Annotated in this window: 17 protein-coding genes; 14 read left to right on the plus strand and 3 right to left on the minus strand. The window is 64.9% G+C overall.

Annotation, left to right across the window (positions count from 1 at the left end):
• The first annotated feature begins 4 nt into the window (after window positions 1–4).
• The 4 genes from fliM (at window position 5) to I6F28_RS08925 (ending at window position 3206) form a co-directional block, all read left to right on the plus strand.
• Window positions 5–1207, plus strand: a complete 1203-nt coding sequence (gene fliM / locus I6F28_RS08910; protein ID WP_036027916.1) for a flagellar motor switch protein FliM — start codon at window positions 5–7, stop codon at window positions 1205–1207.
• The gene (locus tag I6F28_RS08915; RefSeq protein WP_057030304.1) at window positions 1204–1650 is read left to right on the plus strand and encodes a DUF6468 domain-containing protein; all 447 of its coding nucleotides are present in this window, start codon (window positions 1204–1206) and stop codon (window positions 1648–1650) included. The genes fliM and I6F28_RS08915 overlap by 4 nt, the downstream gene beginning before the upstream one ends.
• 9 nt (window positions 1651–1659) lie before the next feature.
• A complete protein-coding gene (locus I6F28_RS08920) occupies window positions 1660–2421 on the plus strand; it encodes a MotE family protein (protein WP_225139733.1) in 762 nt (253 codons plus the stop codon).
• A gap of 587 nt (window positions 2422–3008) precedes the next feature.
• Window positions 3009–3206 (plus strand): hypothetical protein, encoded by a 198-nt coding sequence (locus tag I6F28_RS08925; protein ID WP_074448248.1) that lies wholly within the window; start codon window positions 3009–3011, stop codon window positions 3204–3206.
• A gap of 20 nt (window positions 3207–3226) precedes the next feature.
• Here the strand turns inward: I6F28_RS08925 and I6F28_RS08930 are convergent, their stop codons facing one another.
• Complete coding sequence (locus I6F28_RS08930; RefSeq protein ID WP_225139734.1) at window positions 3227–7318, minus strand: VCBS domain-containing protein; 4092 nt, start codon at window positions 7316–7318, stop codon at window positions 3227–3229.
• Between the two features lie 409 nt (window positions 7319–7727).
• Here I6F28_RS08930 and I6F28_RS08935 point away from each other — a divergent pair, with 409 nt between their 5' ends.
• The 3 genes from I6F28_RS08935 (at window position 7728) to I6F28_RS08945 (ending at window position 13269) form a co-directional block, all read left to right on the plus strand.
• Window positions 7728–8354, plus strand: a complete 627-nt coding sequence (locus I6F28_RS08935; RefSeq protein ID WP_306469098.1) for a FecR family protein — start codon at window positions 7728–7730, stop codon at window positions 8352–8354.
• Between the two features lie 65 nt (window positions 8355–8419).
• Complete coding sequence (locus I6F28_RS08940; protein WP_225114655.1) at window positions 8420–9325, plus strand: tetratricopeptide repeat protein; 906 nt, start codon at window positions 8420–8422, stop codon at window positions 9323–9325.
• A 221-nt stretch (window positions 9326–9546) separates the two neighbouring features.
• A complete protein-coding gene (locus I6F28_RS08945; RefSeq protein WP_225139946.1) occupies window positions 9547–13269 on the plus strand; it encodes a tetratricopeptide repeat protein in 3723 nt (1240 codons plus the stop codon).
• A gap of 187 nt (window positions 13270–13456) precedes the next feature.
• Here the strand turns inward: I6F28_RS08945 and fliP are convergent, their stop codons facing one another.
• Both fliP and I6F28_RS08955 read right to left on the minus strand, forming a co-directional pair.
• A complete protein-coding gene (gene fliP, locus I6F28_RS08950; RefSeq protein ID WP_036027911.1) occupies window positions 13457–14215 on the minus strand; it encodes a flagellar type III secretion system pore protein FliP in 759 nt (252 codons plus the stop codon).
• On the minus strand, window positions 14212–15186 hold the full coding sequence (locus tag I6F28_RS08955; protein WP_225139735.1) for a flagellar biosynthetic protein FliO: 975 nt from the start codon (window positions 15184–15186) through the stop codon (window positions 14212–14214). Before I6F28_RS08955 ends, fliP begins: the two co-directional genes overlap by 4 nt.
• 352 nt (window positions 15187–15538) lie before the next feature.
• On the opposite strand from I6F28_RS08955, the gene flgB reads away from it, so the two are divergent.
• The 7 genes from flgB (at window position 15539) to cckA (ending at window position 21749) form a co-directional block, all read left to right on the plus strand.
• Complete coding sequence (flgB, locus tag I6F28_RS08960) at window positions 15539–15943, plus strand: flagellar basal body rod protein FlgB (protein WP_036013075.1); 405 nt, start codon at window positions 15539–15541, stop codon at window positions 15941–15943.
• 19 nt (window positions 15944–15962) lie between these two features.
• A complete protein-coding gene (gene flgC / locus I6F28_RS08965) occupies window positions 15963–16388 on the plus strand; it encodes a flagellar basal body rod protein FlgC (protein ID WP_036013073.1) in 426 nt (141 codons plus the stop codon).
• A gap of 16 nt (window positions 16389–16404) precedes the next feature.
• Window positions 16405–16719: a flagellar hook-basal body complex protein FliE gene (gene fliE, locus I6F28_RS08970; RefSeq protein WP_036027907.1), complete on the plus strand. Its 315-nt coding sequence runs from the start codon at window positions 16405–16407 to the stop codon at window positions 16717–16719.
• A 141-nt stretch (window positions 16720–16860) separates the two neighbouring features.
• Complete coding sequence (fliQ, locus tag I6F28_RS08975; RefSeq protein ID WP_025037372.1) at window positions 16861–17124, plus strand: flagellar biosynthesis protein FliQ; 264 nt, start codon at window positions 16861–16863, stop codon at window positions 17122–17124.
• Between the two features lie 17 nt (window positions 17125–17141).
• A complete protein-coding gene (gene fliR, locus I6F28_RS08980) occupies window positions 17142–17912 on the plus strand; it encodes a flagellar biosynthetic protein FliR (protein WP_157280795.1) in 771 nt (256 codons plus the stop codon).
• Between the two features lie 13 nt (window positions 17913–17925).
• On the plus strand, window positions 17926–19005 hold the full coding sequence (flhB, locus tag I6F28_RS08985) for a flagellar biosynthesis protein FlhB (protein WP_225139736.1): 1080 nt from the start codon (window positions 17926–17928) through the stop codon (window positions 19003–19005).
• 155 nt (window positions 19006–19160) lie between these two features.
• Window positions 19161–21749, plus strand: a complete 2589-nt coding sequence (gene cckA / locus I6F28_RS08990; RefSeq protein WP_225139737.1) for a cell cycle histidine kinase CckA — start codon at window positions 19161–19163, stop codon at window positions 21747–21749.
• Window positions 21750–21785: the final 36 nt, after the last annotated feature.

Genomic DNA, 21785 nt, shown 5'->3' on the forward strand with positions numbered 1-21785 from the left:
GATCATGGCGGGCAACGACCAAGTCGACCAGGATGCAATTGCCGCCCAGTGGGAGGCCTCGCTCGATAGCGAGGATCCCGCCGAGGCGGCAAAGGCTGCCGCCGAGAACGAGCTATCGGAGACGATGGCCCTGCAATGGGCCGCCATGGTCGAGGACGGCAGCCGCGATCTCGGCACCGGCAAGAATTCCGGCGAGCGGGTGTTGTCCCAGGAGGAGATCGACAATCTCCTCGGCTTCACCGTCGGTGACGTCACGCTCGACGACCATTCCGGCATTCGCGCGATCATCGATTCGGCGATGGTCTCCTACGAGCGCCTGCCGATGCTCGAAATCGTCTTCGACCGCCTGGTGCGGTTGATGACGACCTCCTTGCGCAATTTCACCTCCGACAACGTCGAAGTCTCGCTCGACCGCATCACCTCGGTGCGCTTCGGCGACTACATGAACTCGATCCCGCTGCCCGCCGTCCTCACCGTCTTCAAGGCCGAGGAGTGGGAGAACTTCGGCATGGCGACGGTCGATTCCAACCTGATCTATTCGATGATCGACGTGCTGCTCGGCGGCCGCCGCGGCACCAGCCAGCTGCGCATCGAGGGCCGGCCCTACACCACGATCGAGACCGAGCTGGTCAAGCGGCTGGTCGAGGTGGTGCTGGCCGACGCCGAGCAGGCGTTCCGGCCGCTGTCGCCGGTGACCTTCTCGATCGACCGGCTCGAGACCAATCCGCGTTTCGCCGCGATCAGCCGTCCCGCCAACGCCGCAATCCTGGTGCGCCTGCGCATCGACATGGAAGACCGCGGCGGCAATATCGAGCTGCTGCTGCCTTACGCGACCATCGAGCCGATCCGGGGCGTCCTGCTCCAGATGTTCATGGGCGAAAAGTTCGGCCGCGACCCGGTCTGGGAGGGCCACTTCGCCACCGAGATTGTGCAGGCCGAGATCGCCGTCGACGCCGTGCTCTACGAGGCCGACATTCCGCTCAAGCAGCTGATGCGGCTCAAGGTGGGCGACACGCTGCCGCTCGACATGCGCGCCGACGCCAACGTCACCGTGCGTTGCGGCGACGTCACGCTGACCGAGGGGCGGATGGGCCGGGTCGGCGACCGCGTCGCGATCCGTGTGACGAAACCCTTGCGCAAGCCAAGTACGACACTTGCGATGTTCGAGAAGGTGGACGAGCAGAACAAGATGATGGAGGCCCCATGAACCACTCCCTGGGAATGGCGATCGAGACGCTGGTGGCTATCCTGCTGATGCTGACGATCGTCTACTGCGTCACGCTCAACAAGCGCTTGAGGCGGCTGAAGGCGGACGAGCATTCGCTGAAGGCCGTCATCGCCGAGCTGATCACCGCGACCGAGATTGCCGAGCGCGCGATCGGCGGGCTGAAGCTCGCCGTGCGCGACGTCAACGAGAACCTCGGCAGCCAGCTCGCCGCCGCGACGCAGATGTCGGATCAGCTCTACAAGCAGCTCGGCGAGGCCGACAACGTGGTGCGGCGCCTGTCCAAGATCGCGATCGCCGCGCGTCCCGTCACCAATCCGGAGACGGTCGCCGCGCCCGCGGCCAAGCCGTCGTCCGCGAAGGCAGTGGCGGCGGCCGCCGAAGCCTTCTCCGAGCGCCGACGATCCAACGGCCTTGCCGCATGAAGCCTGGGTATGAAGTCATTTCGTAACATCCGCGTCATTCCCGTCGTCCTGGTCGCCGTCGCCGGCCTCGCCACGCTGAAGGTGGCGGGCCTTGCGATCAACGGCGGCTATGTCTTCGACTACAAGCCGAACCAGGGCAAGAAATCCTGGGCGGAAGAGAACCTGAGTTTCCCGACCGGCCGCGAGGATCCCGACATTACCGGCTCGACCCCTGCGCCGAAGGAAGCACCTAAGCCGGCAGCGCCCGAGACCAAGATGGAGGGTGGCACCGTCGTCAAGATCGACGAGGGGCAGCCGCAGGTCTCGGCCGCGGAGCGCGCGATCCTGGAACGGTTGCAGGCGCGGCGTCAGGAGATCGAGGCGCGCCAGCGCGAGATCGACATCCGCGAAAGCCTGCTCAAGTCGGCCGAGAAGCGCATCGAGACCAAGGTCGAGGAGATGAAGGCGGTGGAAACCCGCATCTCCGCGACCCAGGCCGAGCAAAAGGCCGCCGAAGCCCAGCGCATGAAGGGCCTCGTGACCATGTACGAGGGCATGAAGCCCAAGGATGCCGCGCGGGTGTTCGACCGGCTCGAAATGGGCGTGCTGATCGAGATCGCCTCGGCGATCGCGCCGCGCAAGATGTCGGACATCCTGGGCCTGATGTCATCGGAAGCCGCCGAGCGGCTGACCGTCGAGATGGCCCGCCGCGCCAATGGCGGCGGCGATCAGTCCGCCTCGGCCGGCGAATTGCCCAAGATCGACGGCAAGCCGACGCAAAAGCCGAATTGAGGGCTCGAGGAGAAGCGCGCTTTCAATCCGCGCGCTGTCGACTGAAGCCCAGAGAAATGCCTCGTGCGCCTAATTCGCGAAGGCCTGTTGCACCCTGCGAACAGGCGGGCGCAACTGCTGCTCCATCTGGGCGAGGATATTGACCTGCTGCTTGATCAGCGCCGCCTTTGAGACGCGGGTCACGAGCTGCAGGGTGCTGTGGCAACAGGCACATTCATATGTCTTCAGGGCATATCCTCTTGCAATCGGGACGATCGCGACGACCGCTCTTGCTCTGCTACACACAATGCAACCGGCTTCTCCGCTCATTGATTACCCCCAGAGCTAACCAATGCGATTTGCATCGCCGAGATTCACATCTGATTCAGAGTCGCGCGCGAACCGCAACGAGCCGAAGGTTGTGAGTGCGCGCGCTCAGCAACCCGTCAAGGTGGAAATCAGAATCCCGTGGCGGATGCAGCCGGGGCAGGCGGCATCCTCCGGGACTGCGATGACTTGACGCGCGCAGGTGTGAAGTGGCGTACAGTGGTGCTCAAGGCGCCGTCCTACGCTTCGGTCATTCGCAGTCGGCAGCGCAGGAGGAGGCCATGAACTACTCGTCCGCAGCAGAACGCGTCATCGAGGCCGTCAACCGGATGCTCATAGCGGCGATGACATCCGCATGGACATCCGCGCTAAGCCATCAGCATGCCGCGCCGCCGGATGGCGAGGCCGGCAACGATGATCAATCTTCTCTTGGCGAAGAGAGCTCCTCGGCGCCCGATGGCGCCGGGACGCAACACTGAAGAGCCCATTGGCTCGGGGGTCACAAGATCAGATCGTGCAAGCCGTGGCCGTGAGCCGGACTTGGGCCATGAGGCGGATCAACATCGGGCGGAGATGGTTCAGGCGTGAACGCCAGTTCGAGCCCGTGGAATCCTCCAGCGTGGCCGGGATGACCGGCGAGGTCTAGATGATCCGGCACCACGCTGTGCTGTGAGCCCTGCGAAGCGTTATCCTTGAACTTGAACGACTCGCCGAGCTGCTGCGTCTCGCTTGCAAGCGAATGGTTGGCGCCTCCGCTCGACGACTTCAGAAGGCTCGGATTGAGCGTCGCCTCTGCCATTCCATCGTTGGCACGACCGTGGGCATGCGCCGCCTCGTCGGCGTTTCCTTGAGGCGAGGCGCCGTGATTCCCGGCATTGTTCCCCGGTGCAAGCCCGCGCCCGGCGTGCTGTTCGGCGGCATTCTGGTCAAAATTCAGCGCGGCGATGGCAATGTCAGGCATGTGGCCGCTTCCAGCAATCGCGCCACTTTTGGCCAGCAATGCTGTGTCGGGACCGGCCAGGTGGTCGAAGACAAAACTGGCCTCCGTCGGTGCGGCGACGTATTGCGACATCGTAGACGGTCCGCTGCCCGAAGGAGCTACCGCAACAATAGCGAGTGTTTCGGTCGAGGGCGTTTGCATCGGGTCCGAACTGGAGATGCTCGAATATTCAGTTTGTTCGATCTGGTCCGAAGGCGTATCCAGGTTGTGGAGCGGCTCGCTTGACTGGATGTCCGGACTCTCTGCGAGGAGCGTGCCGTCGCCGCTTCCGGAGTCGGACGAGATTTCGGAAGTGATCGTCATTAGCCCGGCCGCATCACTCTGCAGGGTTGCGGTGAGGTCGGTCAGCTCGCTGGCGACCGCCACTACAGGCGCCGCTGGCGCCAGGATGAAGTCCGAGGCATCGACGGTTGCAATCCCCTGCAAATGGATTTCGAGCAGACTGGAATCGCCGATGTGCAGGGTCTGGTCCGTTGAGTTGACGTACACGATGGTTTCGTTCGACGCGCTGTCATAGATCCAGGCGATCGTATGTGGCGGCACCGTCGTGTTGGTTGAGCTCAACGCCAGGATGGCAAACCCGAGCGCGCCAAAGGCGGTCAGGTCGATCCTGTCCGCTCCCGATGCGAAGTCGGTGATGGTGTCGAACTGACCGGCACGGGAATCGGCAACGAACAAATATGCGAAACGATCGTTGCCATTGCTGCCGGTGAGTTGGTCCGCACCAAATCCGCCGGTTATGATATCGGCGCCGTTGTTGCCGTTTACCGTATCGTTTCCCGAGCCGCCGTAGATGGTATCATTGCCATCGTTGCCCTTGATCGTGTCATTGCCTGAGCCGCCATAGAGAACGTCCGTCTTGCCGGTCCCATTGACCGTATCACTGCCGGCTCCCGCATAGATGACCTGACCTGTGTCGCCGCCGCCGGCGATGGTTTCGCTCCCCGGCGTTCCGTACACGTTCGGAGGATCGGAGATCACGACCGATCCGGTGGCCAGGTTGTCAAAATCGTTGGGGTCGGCATCGCTGGCGCCATGAATGGCGACGGTCACCGTCTGCGTGGTACCGTCGATCGCGGTCACCGTGAATGTGTCGGTCAGGGTGTCGCCGGAATCGAGAGCCTCAACCACGCTGTTGTTGTTGTCGAGGGTGTACGTCCATGCGCCGGCTGCGGTCATCGTGAAGGTGCCGTATCCGTCGTCGCTCGCGGTCGGCGAAGAGATCGCGGTGAACGTATTCGGCGCGTTGTCGACGTCGGTATCGGTCAGCGTGCCAGTCGCGATGGGAGCGCCGGGCGAGAAGGTTCCTGCCTCGGTCACTGAGCCGGTCGTGGTGCCGGAAATGAGGGCCGCGTCGTTGCTGCCGTGAATGGTGATCGTCACCACTTGTAGCGTGCCGTCGAGGGTCGTGACAGTAAAACTGTCGGTGAGTGTGTCCCCGACATTCAGCGCCTGCACCGCGCCGCTCGCATTGTCGAGCATGTAGGTCCACGCGCCGGCGGCGGTTAGCGTAAAGGTGCCATAACCATTCGTGCTTGCCTTGGGCGAACTCACCGCAGTGAAGGTATTGGACGCATTGTCGACGTCGGCGGCAAACAGCGTGCCGGTTGCGCTCGGGCTGCCCGGTGTCGCATTGGCAACGCCGCCGGCCTCGGTCACCGCACCGGTCGTGGTGCCGGAAACGATGGCGGCATCGTTGGTGCCATGGATGGTGACCGTCACCACTTGGGCGGTTCCATCCAGAGTGGTCACCGTGAACGTGTCGGTCAGCGTTTCGCCGGTATTGAGCGCCTGCACCGCAGCGTTGGCGTTGTCGAGCGTGTAGGTCCACACGCCGGCAGCCGTCATGGTGAAGGTGCCGTAGCCGGCGGCGCTCTGCGTCGGCGAGCCGACGGCCGTGAATGCATTTGCGATCGTGTCCACGTCGGTATCGGTGAGGGTGCCGGTCGCGATGGGCGTGCCGGGGTTAGCACTGGCGACGCCGCCAGCCTCGATGACGGCGCCGGTCGTGTCGCCGGAGATGACCGCTGCATCACTGGCTCCCTGGATGGTGATCGTCACCACCTGGGGCGTGCCTCCGATCGTGGTCACCGTGAAGCTGTCGGTTAGCGTTTGGCCGGCATTGAGCCTCTGCACTGCGAGGTTCGAATTGTCCACGGTGTAGGTCCACACGCCGGCAGCCGTCATCGTGAAGGTGCCATAGCCGCCGGTGCTCGTCGTTGGCGAACTCACGGCCGTGAACGTATTTGGTGGGTCGTCGACGTCGGTATCGGAAAGCGTGCCGGTCGCAATCGGCGTGCCGGGCGTTCCATTGGCAATGCCGCCAGCCTCGACGATCGAGCCGGTCGTGGTGCCGGAGATGATTGCAGCGTCGTCGACACCGTTGATGGTGACTGTGAACGTCTGACTCGCAGAACTGAGGCCGTCGGAAACCGTGATGACGAAACTGTCGGTCGTGGGCGCCTTCAGCGCGTTGATCGCGATGCTGTCAGGCACGAACGTGTAGGCGGCGCTCGTACTGTTGACGTAGAGCGTTCCGTACGGACCGGGCTTTGACAGGTCGTATGTCACTCCGCCGAGGACCGTCTCGCCGGCGGTTGCCCCTATGACGCCAAAGGTCAGCTTGGCGCTGCCGCTGGTGCTGCTGGCAGCGAAGATTCCGCTCGTCGCAGTGAATGTATCAAACACCACCGTATCGAGCTCGGTCGGCCCCGCACCGGTGCTGAGTGTCGGCGGTATGGGGTCGAAAACGGGAATGGCGAATGGCGACACAGGCGCCAGCAAATTCTGCAGCGAGGGCGCGTCGGGCTGAATGAAATTGATCGGCTGCAGCGATTGGGTTTTGACGAAGGGAGGCGTGCTCGAGCCATGCGGCCCCTGTCCGTCCAGATTGGCGAGCACGTCCTGCTGTGCGGCGCGCAACTCGTCCATGCGAGCGGCCGAGTTCGCGACCTGATTGACACTGATGGTGGATCCCACTTTCTTGACGATGATCGTTTCGCCGGGATCATCGACGATGATGTGCCGTGGGATCGGCTCCTTGGTCACGAGCTCAAATGCGCCGTGCGCAAGGTCCTTGTAAGTGATGGAGTCGTCATCCAGGAATGTGACGTCCGGGTCCGCGGCCTCGGCATTTTCCGCAACCGAGAAAGTCAATGCTGCAAGCGTCAGCATTCCGAAACCGCCCGCGTGACTTCGGGCGCGAATGCCTGCAATTGGCGTATTCAGCTGGAGAGACCCGGTTTCTGCCAGCCGACCTGGTACGAAACTGAAGCTGCCTCGGGTCACGTCGAACAGGGCTGTAGGTGGCGTGCCTTCGACGTCGAAGACGAATTCGCTCAGCGCGAGGCGAGTGTCGCAGGAGATGTTGAAGAAAGTACCGTCGATAAAGCGAATCGTGATCTGTCCGTCGGCGTCAGTCTCTATCACGTCAGCCCGGTAGACAGGCGCGCCGGCTACGGCCTGTGTGGCGACGCCACTGGCTCGCGTGAGCGTACCGCAGCCGATCGCTGTATGAATATGGCCAATGATTTGGACGGGCAGGGCCGCGGCGGCCCTATTGCCAACCTGGACATCGGATGCAACCAACATGGCTCGACCTCGCCTGGGTGATTAATTCAGGCTCGGCGTGCTGCCATGGTCTTTCGGGGCGGCCCTCGCCAAGGGACAAATATCCTGGGCGCTGGCAGCCGAAGGCTTGCCGCCGAAAATCATCAAGTCTGGTCCAGAGAGACGCATGGCGCGGGGACGGCGGCGCGTAATGCCATTCCCGGCGCGTATCCCTCCCGCTAAAGTGATTAAATTGACAAATGAGAGCTTATTTAATTTGTGGCGCTTCCGTAGCGTTACGGTAAATTAGGACGATTAAAATTATTAAACAAGAAATTTATTTATTGCGACCGCGTTTCGCGGTTCAAGAGCGGTTCAAGAAATGAGCCGCCGCTAGTCGATAGGATCTTCTCGGAAAGGGCGGATCATGTGCAGACCTACGACAGCCGCTTTGGCGACCGGCTTGGTCTTGGCGCTAGCCAATTTCTCGCCGAGTGCGGCTCAAGCGCAAGTCGATTCCACCGGGCCCGCCGTCGCCAGCTCGTCTTCCAAACCGATCGGGAAGGTGGCGACGGCCACAGGCTCCGTCACGATCGAACATGCGGGCGCAGTGATCGTTCAAGCGAATGTCTCAAGTGAGCCCGGCCAGGCCAAGAGGGGTGATCCCGTATATCTTGGTGACGTGGTGCTGACCGGAGACGACGGCCGGGTCGGAATAAATCTTAGCGACGGCAGCTCGTTCAATTTATCCAGCAACGCCCGTATGGTGCTGGATCACTATGTGTATGAGCCGGCCGGCAAGTCCAACGCGACCCTGTTCAGTCTTGCCAAGGGAACGTTCACTTTTGTTGCGGGCAATGTTGCGAAGACCGGCGATATGAAGGTCGATACGCCCGTTGCCACGTTGGGGATCCGAGGTACGACGCCGCACATCGAGATTTCTGATGACGGGTCAGCCAAATTTTCGACGCTGATCGAAGAGGGCAAAAGCAAGGTCCTGAAGAAGCCGCCGGCCGGCGCGGCGCCGGAGCCCGATCGAAGCGCCAATCGCAGGCTCATTATCTGTCGGGGATGCTGAGAAGTTTGCTCGGCCGAAGCCGCCGTGATGCCGGCGCAGCGTCCGGCCCGGCAGAGAGACGCAACATGAGTGCTTCGTTTCGCTCGCGGAGTTCGGCGCTTGGTGTGAAAATCGCACGGGCCAGTGTCATCAGGGCAGGGATGCTCATTCTGATCGTTGGACTCTCCGGTTCGTCAGGCTTGGCGCAGACGTCGAAGAAGAGCAGCTCACTCAAGAATATCGAGCTATGTAACGGGTCAGATCGGGTCTCGCCCGAAGCTCGCATCGAGGCCTGCACGGCCTTTATCGATGCGGGCGAGGGGAGCACAAATGGCTTTGCCGTCGCCCACAACAACAGGGGCAATGCCCATAGCGCCAAAGCCGACTACGAAGGCGCGATCAAGGATTTCGTCGCAGCGACCCGGCATAACCCGAATTATGCAAAAGCCTTCAACAACCTCGGAGTGGCCTATCTGAGGACGGGCTCGCACGACCTTGCCCTTGGCGCTTTTCAGGAGGCGCTGAAGCTCAACCCCAACTATGCCACTGCCTTTGCCAACCGTGCGGCAGCGTTCTTGAAGAGGAATGCGTACGACCGTGCAGCGCAGGACTATGACGAAGCAATTCGCCTTGACCCGAAGCTGGAGGCGGCCTGGAGCGGACGCTGTTGGGCCCGGGCCATCCTCGGCGCCTTGCAGGCCGCGATGGAGGATTGCGAGATGGTGCTTCGATCGGGAGCGGGTAACGCCGCGACATACGATTCGCGAGCCCTGATAAATCTGAAAATGGGACAACTCTCCGCGGCTATCGACGACTACAACGCGGCGCTGCGGTACGCCCCCAAGCTGGCGAGCGCGCTGTACGGTCGCGGGGTCGCCAGATTCAAGCTCGGCGACACCGATGGCGGCAATACGGATATCTTAGAGGCCAGAAGAATCGAGGCTGGAATCGCCGAAGACTTTGTCCGCTATGGGGTGCCGCAAAGGGACTGACCAGCCGCGACGGCACCGTCGTGCAGCCGTTAACAACTGCTTAACCGCCTGCGTCTCAAATTCAAACTGGCGATCGGCCCCCCGCTCGATCGGCGCGGCGTGCTGTTCCCGACGCAAGCCAAGAGATAGCATTAACAAGTCCTTAATTGGCGACACCTACAGTCGACGGCACCGCCGGCGTCAGTGCCGGCATGACCGCCGAACCGGAAGAAATGCCGCCAATGGCGCGAGAGGCTGCCGCTGGATTTGTGTCGCGAGCCCGCGCATCGGCGCGGAGCTTGTCGCGTGACGCCCGCGCCGCGGCCTTGCTGGCGGCCTGTCTCCTGCTTGGCCTTGCGGCGCCCGGCCGGGCGGCCGATCCGATCAGGGGCGAGGCGACGTTTTCAGCCGGTGGCGGCTTTGCCCGTCTCGTCATCAAGCTCGGCGAGGACGTTCCCTCCGAGGTGACGACCGCGGGCTCGATCCTCGTCATCCGCTTCGACCGGCCCGTCGATGTGCCCGTCGAGCGCATTCCAGAAGGCGCGCCCGATTACGTCAATTCCGCCCGCCGCGACCCTGACGGCGGCGCCATCCGCCTGTCGCTGGCGCGGCGCGTCACCGTGAACACCATGAACGCCGGCGAGCGCACCTTCATCGACCTGCTGCCCGAGGGTTGGAAGGGGCCGCCGCCGAGCCTGCCCATGGACGTGGTCAAGGAGCTTGCCGAGCGGGCACGCGCGGCCGAGCGTGCGCTGCGCGCCCAGCGTGCCGCCGCGGAGTCCAGGAAGCGTCCGCCGATCCGCGTGCGCGCCTCGGTGCAGCCGACCTTCGTGCGCTTCGTGTTCGAGATGCCTGACGGGGTCGGCGTCTCCTCCGTGCTCAACGAGCAGAAGCTGACGCTCGTCTTCAACGCCAATCTCAATTTCGACCTGGCGGACGCGGTCCTCGCCGCGCCGCCGAACGTCGCCTCGATCAAGCAGAAGTCCGATATCGACCAGACCAATGTCGAGATCGCGCTGATCGGCGATGCCGACGTGCATTCGTTCCGCGACGAGAAGAACTACGTCGTCGACGTCTCCTCCCAGTCCGATAAGGGTAAGTTGGCGGCAACGCCCGAGGCGACGATCACGCAGATGAAGCCGGTCGGTCGCGGGCCGGCGGCTGCCGCTGCACCTGCACCTGCACCGGAAAAGCCCGCCGCCGAGAAGAAGGACGCCCATCGCGAGATCCCACCGCCGACCTCCGAGACGATCGCGCGCGAGGCCAGGATCGAGATCAAGCCCGAGGTGAAGGTGGAAGCGCCCGCCGCGCTGCCGCCCGCCGAAACGCCGAAACCGGCAACCTCTCCCGCGGCCGAAGCGGCCCAACCGCCCAAGGAAGCTGCGAAGCCGGCGCCGGCGGCTGCGGCTGCGCCCGTCGAAGCGCCCAGGGAGGTCGCGAAGGAACCGGTCAAGGATGCCGCCAAGGATGCTGGCAAGGATGCTGCCAAGGCTGGGCCGGTGGAGGTGCCGGTCGCGCCCGCGATTGCCGGCGTCGATGCGCGCCGCGACAGCGACGGCTTGCGCGTGACGTTCCCGTTTCAGGTCGCAACGCCGGCGGCGGCGTTCCGCCGCGGCGACACCGTGTGGCTGGTGTTCGATACGCCGAAGCCCGTCGATGTCGAGGCGATCCGCACCAAGGGCGGCGCGATGATCGGCGAGGTCGGCCGCGTCCCGCTCGACAAGGCGCAGGCGGTGCGCATCCGTCTCACCCGTCCCCTGGTCTATTCGCTGACGAGCGAGGAGGTCGGCAAGGAGACCAACTGGATGTTGACGCTCGCCGACAAGATCCAGGCGACGCCGCTGCCGCTGATGATGTCGCGCAACATCACCGATCCCGCGCTCGCCAATATCGCGATCCCCTTCGCCAATCCAGGCCAGCTGCACAAGCTCACCGATCCCGATGCCGGCGACACGCTCTATGTCGTCACCGCGCTGCGGCCGGTGCGCGGCTTCATCAAGCGGCAGGACCTCGTCGATCTCTCGCTGCTGGAATCCGCGCACGGCATCGCGATCCGGCCGAACTCCGACGAGATCGGCGTCGAGGTCGGCTCCGACAAGGTCATTCTCGGCAAGAAGGGCGGCTTGACCCTGTCGCCGGTCGACATCTCGGCCGAGCGGGCGCCGACCGCCGTGCGCCCGATCTTCAGTCCCGAAGGCTGGCGCAAGGGCCAGTCGGAAAACTTCATGGCGCGCCAGGGCGAACTGATGACGGCGATCTCGGCGGTCGAGCCGGCGCTGCGTTCGCTGCCGCGGCTCGATCTTGCGCAATTCTACATGTCGCGCGCCATGTATCACGAGGCCAAGGCCGTGACCGACGTGATGCTGAGCGATCCGCTCAACAAGGAGGAGAGCGGCGCGCTGATCATGCATGCGATCGCCAACATCCTGATCGGCCGGCCGGCGCAGGGCCTGAAGGATCTCGCCAATCCTGCGATCGGCAATAGCCACGATTCCCAGCTTTGGAAGGCGCTCGCCTATGCGCGCCAGGGCAAATGGGCCGATGCGCGCGAAAAGTTCAAGAACGTCGAATTCGCCATCGCCTCGCTGCCGCTCGACATCCAGCGCATCGTGACGATGGACGCGATGCGCGCATCCCTCGAGGTGAAGGACTATGCCGGCGCCTCCAAGCGCCGCAACGAGCTCGAGGTGGTCGGTGTCCCGCCCGAGGCCGCGCCAGGCTTCGCCGTGCTGCGCGGCCGGCTCGCCGAGGCGCTCGGCCACGACAAGGATGCGCTCGACGATTACAAGCTCGCGGTCGCCTCGAATGACCGTCCGGCTGCGGCCGAGGCCAAGCAGCTCGAGATCGCGCTGCGTCAGAAGCGCGACGAGATCGGCAAGGACGAGGCGCTGCGCGAGCTCGAGACGCTGTCGATGACCTGGCGCGGCGATGCGATCGAGGTCAAGACGCTGCAGATGCTGTCGCGCCTCTATGCCGAGAACGGGCGCTACCGAGATGCGCTCACCGCCGCGCGCACCGCGACGCGGCTGCAGCCGAACGCCGAAGCCTCGCGTCAGGCGCAGGATCTCGCCTCCGAGCTGTTCACGCAGCTCTTCCTCGGGCCGAAGGGCGACGAGCTGCCGCCGGTCGAGGCGCTCGGGATGTTCTACGAGTTCCGCGAGCTGACGCCGATCGGCCGCCGCGGCGACGAGCTGATCCGCCGTCTCGCCGACCGTCTCGCCTCGATCGATCTGCTCGATCAGGCTGCCGAGCTCCTGCAATACCAGATCGATCATCGCCTCGAAGGCGCCGCGCGCGCCCAGGTCGCCGCGCGCCTCGCCATGATCTATCTCGCCAACCGCAAGCCCGATTTGGCCATCACCGCGCTGCGCGCGAGCCGCATCAGCGATCTCTCCGGGGAGCTCCGGCAGCAGCGCCTGCTGCTGGAGGCGCGTGCGCAGAGCGACGTCGGCCGTCACGATCTTGCGCTCGACATCGTCTCCAACGTCGCCGGGCGGGAAGTGCTCCGCCTGCGTTCCGACATCTTCTGGGCGGCGCGGCGCTGGCGCGAATCCGCCGAGCAGATCGAGCTCTATTACGGAGACCGCTTCCGCGACTTCAAGCCGCTCAATACGGTCGAGAAGAGCGACATCATCCGCGCCGCCGTCGGCTACGCCCTCGCCGACGACTCGATCGGCCTGTCGCGCTTCCGCGAGAAATACGCCCCGCTGATGAGCGAGAGCGCCGACCGTCTCGCCTTCGACATTGCGAGCAAGCCGGCCGCAGCCTCCAGCGCCGAATTCGCCGAGATCGCCAAGCTCGCTGCCAGCGTCGACACGCTCGACGGCTTCCTGCGCGAGATGAAGCAGCGCTTCCCCGACGCCACCGCCCGCGCGCCCGGCGCGCCGCAGGCCAAAGATACGAGCGACCACACCGGCTCGCTGCCCACGATCCCGGTCGTGCGGCAGATCAAGATGACGCGGTAGGACTGTCTCCGCGCGAAGCGCGGCCCGCGACCGCGCCACAAGCTCGTCATTGCGAGCGCAGCGAAGCAATCCAGACTCTTTCCGCGGCGGCAGTCTGGATTGCTTCGTCGCAAGGGCTCCTCGCAATGACGAGGAGGGAGCGGGGGCTGTCGCTGAGAGCGGAAAGGACGCAGCAGCGAACGAAGCCTTACCCCCCGTAACTCTGCACCAGGCTCCCCGCCACCAGCGACCAGCCGTCGACCAGCACGAAGAAGATCAGCTTGAACGGCAGCGAGATCGTCGCCGGCGGCAGCATCATCATGCCCATCGACATCAGCACGGAGGCGACGACGAGGTCTATGATCAGGAACGGCAGGAACAACAGGAAGCCGATCTCGAAGGCGCGCTTCAGCTCGGAGATCATGAAGGCGGGGACGAGGATGCGTAAGGCGAGATCGTCGGGCGTGGCCGGCGGCGCCTCGCCGGAGAGATCCAGGAACAGCTTCAGGTCCTTTTCGCGCACGTTCTTCTGCATGAAGCCGCGCAGCGGCACGGAGGCGCGCTGGAACGCGTCCTCGACGCCGATCTGGTTGGCGACGAGCGGGCGGATGCCCTCGTCGTAGGATTTCTGCAGCACCGGGCCCATCACGAAGAAGGTGAGGAACATCGCGAGCGCGATGATCACCGAGTTCGGCGGGGCGGTCGCAGTGCCCATCGCGGTGCGCAGCAGCGACAGCACCACCACGATGCGGGTGAACGACGTCATCATGATCAGGATCGACGGGGCGATCGAGAGCACCGTGAGCAGCGCGATCAGCTGGATCGCGCGCTCGGTGACGCCGCCGCCACCGGCGCCGCCGCCGAGATTGATGCTGATGTCCTGGGCATGCGACGGCATTGCGAGCGAAGCCGCGCCGACCAGGACAGAAAGGAAAAGAACTCTACGCGGGAGGGCGGGCAACCTCACGAAGACGGCTTCGGACGGCCGAGCAGGGAGGCCATCTCGTCTTCGAGATTTTCAAAGCTGGTCTTTTCCGCAGCCGGCTTCGCCGGCGCAGCGGGCGGTGCCGGCGGCTCGCTGCGGGCGGCGCGCGCCGGAGCGGGCGGCGGCTCCGGCGCAACCGGAGGCGCGACCGTTTCCCCGGCCGGGCGGCGCAGGGCAGCCTCGAGCCGCTGCGCCATTTCGGCGAGATTCTGCTCGGCGCTCGAGGGCGCGGCAGCGGGTGCCGGCGGCGGAACGGGCGCAGCCTGCGGCACGGGCGGAGGAGGCGGTGGTGCCGCGGCGCGCTCGGCTCGCACCGGCGGCATCTTCATCGGCTCACTGCCGCGCGGCGGACGCGGCATCAGCGGCGGCTCGCCGCGGGCGATGCGCGGCGGCAGCGGCTCGGGCCGCGGTTCGCGCTCGGGACGTGGCGCGATCGGCTCCGGCGTAAAGCCGCCCAGAGCCGGCTCGCTGCGGCGTTCGGCCAGTGCAGGCGCAGGCCGACGCACTTCGTCGGCGAAGGATGGCCGCGCGGGCCGCGGCGGCGGCTCGGGCATTTGCGGCTCGGGATGATCGAGCAGCTCGGGCCGCGGCGCGTCGTCGGCCCAGCCGCCGGCATCGGGCAGGGGGGCAAGGCGCGGCGGTTCGGCGGCACTCGGACGTTGCGGAATCTGGTCGCGGCTGGGCGCGGCGCGAACGATGTTGGGCTCGACGACGATGTCGGTCGGGCCGCCGATCATCAGCAGATGCTCGACATTGTCGCGCCGGACCAGCACCAGGCGGCGCCGGCCGTCGACGGCGGCGGCGTCGATCACGGCGAGGCGGGGCATCCGGCCGCGCTGGGTGTTGGCGCCGATGCGGCTTCCGGCGAATCGGCGAACCAGCCATGCAGCGACGCCGATCAACGCCAGAACGACGATGAACGCGACGATGAAGGTGATAGGGCTGCCTTGCATACTTGTCCCCGACAAATGGCGCTTTTCTCGTGCCCATGGTCAGTCGAGCCGACCACCGGCGGACGATGCCCCAAACTGCGATTTCTTAACGTTCCACGGCAAGTTTTGCCGTCCCCAACTCTTAATAACCCATGAATCGCCCGATCCAAAACGACTTCTTGCCCTGTGCACGTCTCGCCAAACGGTTGGGTTAATGCCACTTTTCGCGCCGTCGAATCGCGGGGGCGCAAGAATCAGTTTCGGCTGGGGACATGCATCACGACCGGTCCTTAACCAGCTGTTAACCATACAGGCGGCAAATTCTGCCTAGCGGCGGTCCCTGGGGTCCGTCGGGGCGGGGGGAGCCGCGACGATGTCCATCAACGATATTCCGGAACTGTCGGTGCTTCGCACCAAGATGCAGTGGCATCAGGAGCGCCAGCGCGTCCTGTCCGAGAACGTCTCCAATTCCGACACGCCGAAATTCCGGCCGCGCGACCTGGTCGAGCCCAAGTTCGACAAGGCCGGCGCCGTCACGGGGTCCATGGGGCCCTTGGTCCTGACCCGGACCAGCGCCTCGCATTTGGCGCCGTCGGGGGCCCCTTCCGCCTTCGACCAGAACAAGAACGCGGGTTTCGAGACCCGCCCCGCCGGCAATGCCGTCAATCTCGAGGAGGAGATGATGAAGGCCGCCAGTAACCAGATGGACTACGCCGCGGTGACCTCGCTCTATTCGAAGAGCCTGCGCCTGCTCAAGACCGCGATCGGCAAAGGTTAGGCCCTAAAGGAGGCGGATCATGGCAAATGACAGCAGCGACTTCGCCCGCTCCATGGCAATCGCGACCTCGGGCCTGCGCGCGCAGGCCGGCCGCATGCGGGTGATCTCGGAGAACATCGCGAATGCGGACTCGACGGCGCAGACCGCCGGCGGCGATCCCTACCGGCGCAAGGTGCCGACCTTCTCATCCGCGCTCGACCGCACGCTCGACGCGCAGGTCGTCACCCTCGGCAGGATCAAGCCCGACCAGTCCGCCTTCCGCGTCCGATACGAGCCGAACAATCCGGCTGCGGATGCCAGCGGCAACGTCAAATATCCCAACGTGAACTCGGTGGTCGAGATGACCGACATGCGCGACGCGCAGCGGTCCTACGAGGCCAACCTCAACATCATCAGTGCGACGCGCCGGATGATCCAGCGCACGCTCGACATCCTCAAGAGCTGAACAGGACATTTGAGCCATGGCATCACCGACAATTGCCGCCAATGCTTACGCCAGCCTCGCCCGCGTGCTGGAGAACACCGGCACCGGCGCCGGCAAGGGCAGCGAACCGAACGGGCAATCCTTCGCCGCGCTGCTGAAGGACGCCGTCGGCAGCGTCGTGGAATCCGGTCGCAAGTCCGACGCGCAGACGGTCGCAATGGCCGCCGGCAAGGCCAACGTGATGGACGTGGTTACGGCGGTCGCAGACACCGATGTCGCGGTGTCCACGCTGGTCTCGGTCCGCGACCGCGTCATCGCGGCCTATGAAGACATCATGAAGATGCCGATCTGATGCGCGCCGTCATTCCGGGGCGCGACGAAGTCGCGAGCCCGGAGTCCATGGTGCGACCAACGCTGCGGCTAAAATCGATTCCGGGTTCTCGCTTCGCGAGCCCCGAATGACGACAAACAATTTCAGAGTGAGAACTCCCAAATGACCGGACCCGAGACCCTCGACGTCGCGCGCGATGCGATCTGGACCATCGTGATCGTGTCGTCGCCGCTGATGGTGGTCGGCCTCGTGGTCGGCGTCATCGTGTCGCTGTTCCAGGCGCTGACGCAGATCCAGGAGCAGACGCTGATCTACGTGCCGAAGATCCTCGCGATCTTTGCCACGATGCTGTTGGCGCTGCCGTTCATGGCCGATTCGATGCACGCCCACATGCTGCGGATATCGTCGCGAATCATAGGCGGCTGAGGCACTATGCGTGAATTATGCGCATCGACGTCTCGCTGCTGCCGGCGCTCGCCGCTTCCTTCATGCTCGCCTTCGCCCGGGTCGGCGCGATGGTGATGCTGCTGCCCGGCCTCGGCGAGACCAACATCCCGACGCGGATCAAGCTGTCGATCGCGCTGTTGCTCACGCTGATCATCCTGCCGCTGCATCGCAACGCCTATCAGGTCGACATGGGCTCGCTGGCGCCGCTGCTGGTGCTGATGCTGCATGAGATCGCGATCGGCATCGTGCTCGGCGCGACCGCGCGCGTGACTTTGTCGGCGCTCCAGGTTGCGGGATCCGTGATCGCGCAGCAGATGGGGCTCGGCTTCGTCACCTCGGTCGATCCGACGCAGGGCCAGCAGGGCGTGCTGGTCGGCAACTTCCTGACCATGCTGGGCGTGACGCTGCTGTTTGCCACCGACAGCCATCATCTGGTGATCGCGGCGCTGAACGACAGCTACAGGATCTTCTCGCCGGGCGAGACCGTATCGAGCGGCGACGTCGCCTCGCTGGCAACGCGCGCCTTCTCCGCCGCGTTCCGCCTCGGCTTGCAGCTCTCCGGGCCGTTCCTGGTGTTCGGCCTCGTCTTCAATATCGGACTGGGCGTGCTGGCGCGGCTGATGCCGCAGATGCAGGTCTATTTCGTCGGCGTGCCGCTGTCGATCTTCGCGGGCTTCCTGGTGCTTGCCGTGGTGCTCACCGCGATGATGGGCACCTTTCTCGACTACTTCATCGGTGTCATGCACCAGATGATGCCGCTCAAGTGACGGGGATCGATCGATGGCGGAAGACAACGATCCCGAAAGTCAAACAGAAGACCCGACGCAAAAGCGCCTCGACGATGCGCTCGAACGCGGCGACGTCGCCAAGAGCCAGGAGATCAACACCTGGTTCATGATGGCGGGCGGCACGCTCGTCGTGGCGACCTTCTCGGGCTCGGTCGGCAGCGGGCTATTGACGCCGATGCGCAACCTGCTTGCCAATTCCTGGATGATCAAGACCGACGGCAAGGCCCTGCTGGCGCTGATGCAGCAGATCGAGCTCGCCGTGCTTGCCGCGGTCGGCGTGCCCCTGTTGATGCTGGTGCTGGCGGCCATCGCCGGCAACATGCTGCAGCACCGGCTGGTCTGGTCGGCCGAGTCCCTCAAGCCCAAATTCAACAAGATTTCGCCCGGCGCCGGCTTCAAACGCATCTTCGGCAAGCAGGCGGCCGCCAATTTTCTCAAAGGCATCGGCAAGCTCGTCGCCTTGGCCGTGGTCATGACCATGATCCTGTGGCCGGAGCGGCACCGCATGGAGGCGATGGTCAGGCTCGATCCGGCCGCCATGCTCGGCGCCAGCACCAGCATGACCATCCAACTGCTCGGCGCGGTGGTCGCCGCGCTCGCGATCGTCGCCATCGCCGACTATTTCTTCCAGTACCGAAGTTGGTTCCAGCGGCAGAAGATGTCGCTCCAGGAGATCAAGGAAGAGTACAAGCAGTCCGAAGGCGACCCCCACATCAAAGGCAAGATCAGGCAACTCCGGCAGCAGCGCGCCAAGAAGCGCATGATGGCGGCGGTTCCCAAGGCCTCCGTGATCATCACCAACCCAACCCACTATTCGGTAGCGCTGTCCTACGAGCGCGGCATGACCGCGCCGATCTGCGTCGCCAAGGGCGTCGACAATCTCGCCTTCAAGATCCGGGAGATCGCGCGCGAGCACGACATCCCGATCGTGGAGAACGTGCCGCTGGCCCGCGCGCTCTACGCCACAGTGGACATCGACCAGGAGATCCCGACCGAGCACTACCATGCCGTCGCCGAAGTCATCGGCTACGTCATGCGCCTGAAGCGCGGATTCAGCGCCGGGCGGGGATAAGATGCCCGAAAAGAACCGGAAATGGCCGTAATCTGGGAATCAGCGTACCTTTTGCCGCTGCTGCCCTTGCACCTCAGGGTCCGATTCAGGCAGGGAGGACCCCACGCGCCCGGTGGCGCGTTGATTCTCTGCCGACAGGCTGCGCCAGCTCGAGAATGACCGCCGAGACCGACCACGACCTCACACGCGAGCCCGTTGCGGCGCACGAGCCGTCGCCGCGCTCGGGCAGCATTGCGCTGGTGCTGCTGGTGGCCGCCGGCCTCGTCGCCGTGGCCGTCGGGCTGATGACGCTCGGGCGCGCGCAGGCGCAGCCCTATATCCTCGGCATCCTCGCCGTGCTGGCGATGGTCGGCCTGTTCAACCTGTTCGCCTTCGCCGCCGGCATCATCCGCTTCGCCGACCGCAATCTCGACGATCCCATCATCGGCCGCATCTCCGATCACGCCTTCGACGGGCTCGCGGTCACCGACGCGCGCGGACACGTGGTCTACTCCAATGCCGCCTATCTGACGCTGACCGGCGCCACCGGCCCGCAGGACGTGCGCCCCGTCGAGCGCGTCTTCATCGGCAATCCCGACGTCTCGGAAGCCGTGTTCCGGCTGCTCAAGGCCGCCCGCGAGGGCAAGCGGCAGCAGGAAGAGGTGCGCATCTCCGGCCATGACGGCAATCAGGGCCGCTGGCTGCGCATGCGCGTGCGCCCGCTCGGCACCGGCAAGCGCGAGGCGAAATACGCGGTGTGGTCGATCGCCGACATCACGCGCGACCGCGAACGCCAGGAGGACGTGTTCCAGGAGCTCCAGCACGCGATCGAATATCTCGATCACGCCCCGTGCGGCTTCTTCTCGGTCAATCCGGCCGGCGAGCTCGCCTATGTCAACGCGACATTGGCGAACTGGCTCGACTACGACCTCGCCGAGATCGGCTCCGGCGGCCTGAAGCTTACCGATATCGTCTCCGGCGACGGCGCTTCGCTCTTGACCTCGATCGTGGCGGTGCCGGGCGAGGTGAAGACCGAGGTGTTCGACATCGACCTGCGCATGCGCACCGGCAAGACCATGCCGGTGCGGCTCTATCACAAGCTCGCCTTCGGCGCCGACGGCGCGCCGGGGCCCTCGCGCACGCTCGTGATCAGCCGCGCCCGCGACGAGCGCAGCGACCCTGATCGTGCCGCCGAAGTGCGCTTCATGCGCTTCTTCGACCACACGCCGATGGCGATCGCGACCGTCGATCGCGCCGGCAACGTGGTGCGCGCCAATGCGCGCTACGCCAAGCTCAGTCAGGCGCTGGGGCTCGACACCTCTTCCAAGTCGATCTTCCGCGCGGTCAATTCGCGCGACCGGCACCTCCTGATCGCGGCCATCAACCAGGCCGCCGAAGGCAAGGCCGACATCGCGCCGGTCGAGGTGGCGCTGGAAGGGGCCAAGGAACGCTGGGGCCAGTTCTTCGTGACGCCGGTCGATTCGGCCGAGACCGAGGCGGAAGCCGCCATCGTGCACATGCTCGAGACCACCGAGCGGCGCGCGCTGGAAAACCAGATCAACCAGTCGCAGAAGATGGAGACGGTCGGCCAGCTCGCCGGCGGCATCGCCCACGACTTCAACAACGTGCTGTCCGCCATCATGATGGCGAACGACTTCCTGCTGAACGCGCACAAGCCGACCGACCCGTCGTTCCAGGACATCATGCAGATCAAGCAGAACGCAACGCGCGCCGCCACCCTGGTGCGGCAGTTGCTGGCGTTCTCGCGGCGGCAGACGCTGCGGCCGCAGGTGCTCGATCTCGGCGACGCGCTGTCCGATCTCACCATGCTGCTGCGCCGGCTGATCGGCGAGAAGGTCAAGCTCGACCTCGTCCACGGCCGCGACCTCTGGCCGGTGAAGGTCGACGTCTCCCAGTTCGAGCAGGTGATCGTCAACCTCGCGGTGAACGCGCGCGACGCCATGCCTGACGGCGGCAAGCTGATCATCCGCACCGCCAACGTCACCAGCGACGATTCGGGCAAGCTCGCCTACAAGGGCATGCCCGCCGCGGATTATGTCCGCATCGAGGTCGCCGACACCGGCACCGGCATCCCCGCCGACATCCGCGACAAGATCTTCGAGCCGTTCTTCTCGACGAAAGAGGTCGGCAAGGGCACGGGCCTCGGGCTCTCCACCGTCTACGGCATCGTCAAGCAGACCGGCGGCTTCATCTACGTCGATTCCGAGCCGGGGCAGGGCACCTCGTTCCACATCTTCCTGCCGCGCCACATTGCCGAACCGGAGGTGCAGGTCGAGCAGCCCGCAGCCGCAATCGGCGCGACCAGCGACGCCGCGAAGGAAGCCGCGCCCCCCGCGGCGGCAGAGGCGAAGCCGCGCACCGACCTCACCGGGCAGGGCACCATCCTGCTGGTCGAGGACGAGGAGGGCCTGCGCGCGCTCAATGCCCGCGGCCTGCGCTCGCGTGGCTACACCGTGGTCGAGGCTGAGAACGGCGTCGAGGCCATGGAGGTGCTGGACGAGCAAAGTGGCGCGATCGATCTCGTCGTCTCCGACGTCGTCATGCCGGAGATGGACGGCCCGACGCTGTTGAAGGCCATGCGCGAGAAGAACCCCGACATCAAGTTCATCTTCGTCTCCGGCTATGCCGAGGATGCCTTCGAGAAGAGCCTGCCCGAAGGCCAGCAGTTCGACTTCCTGCCAAAGCCCTTCACGCTCAGCCAGCTGGTCGCGGCGGTGAAGGAGACGATGACGAAGCAGGGGTGAGACCTGCCGCTCTCCTCGCAATGACGGCTGGTGGGC

The sequence above is a fragment of the Bradyrhizobium sp. NBAIM14 genome, from assembly GCF_020193895.1.
Classification (GTDB): domain Bacteria; phylum Pseudomonadota; class Alphaproteobacteria; order Rhizobiales; family Xanthobacteraceae; genus Bradyrhizobium; species Bradyrhizobium yuanmingense.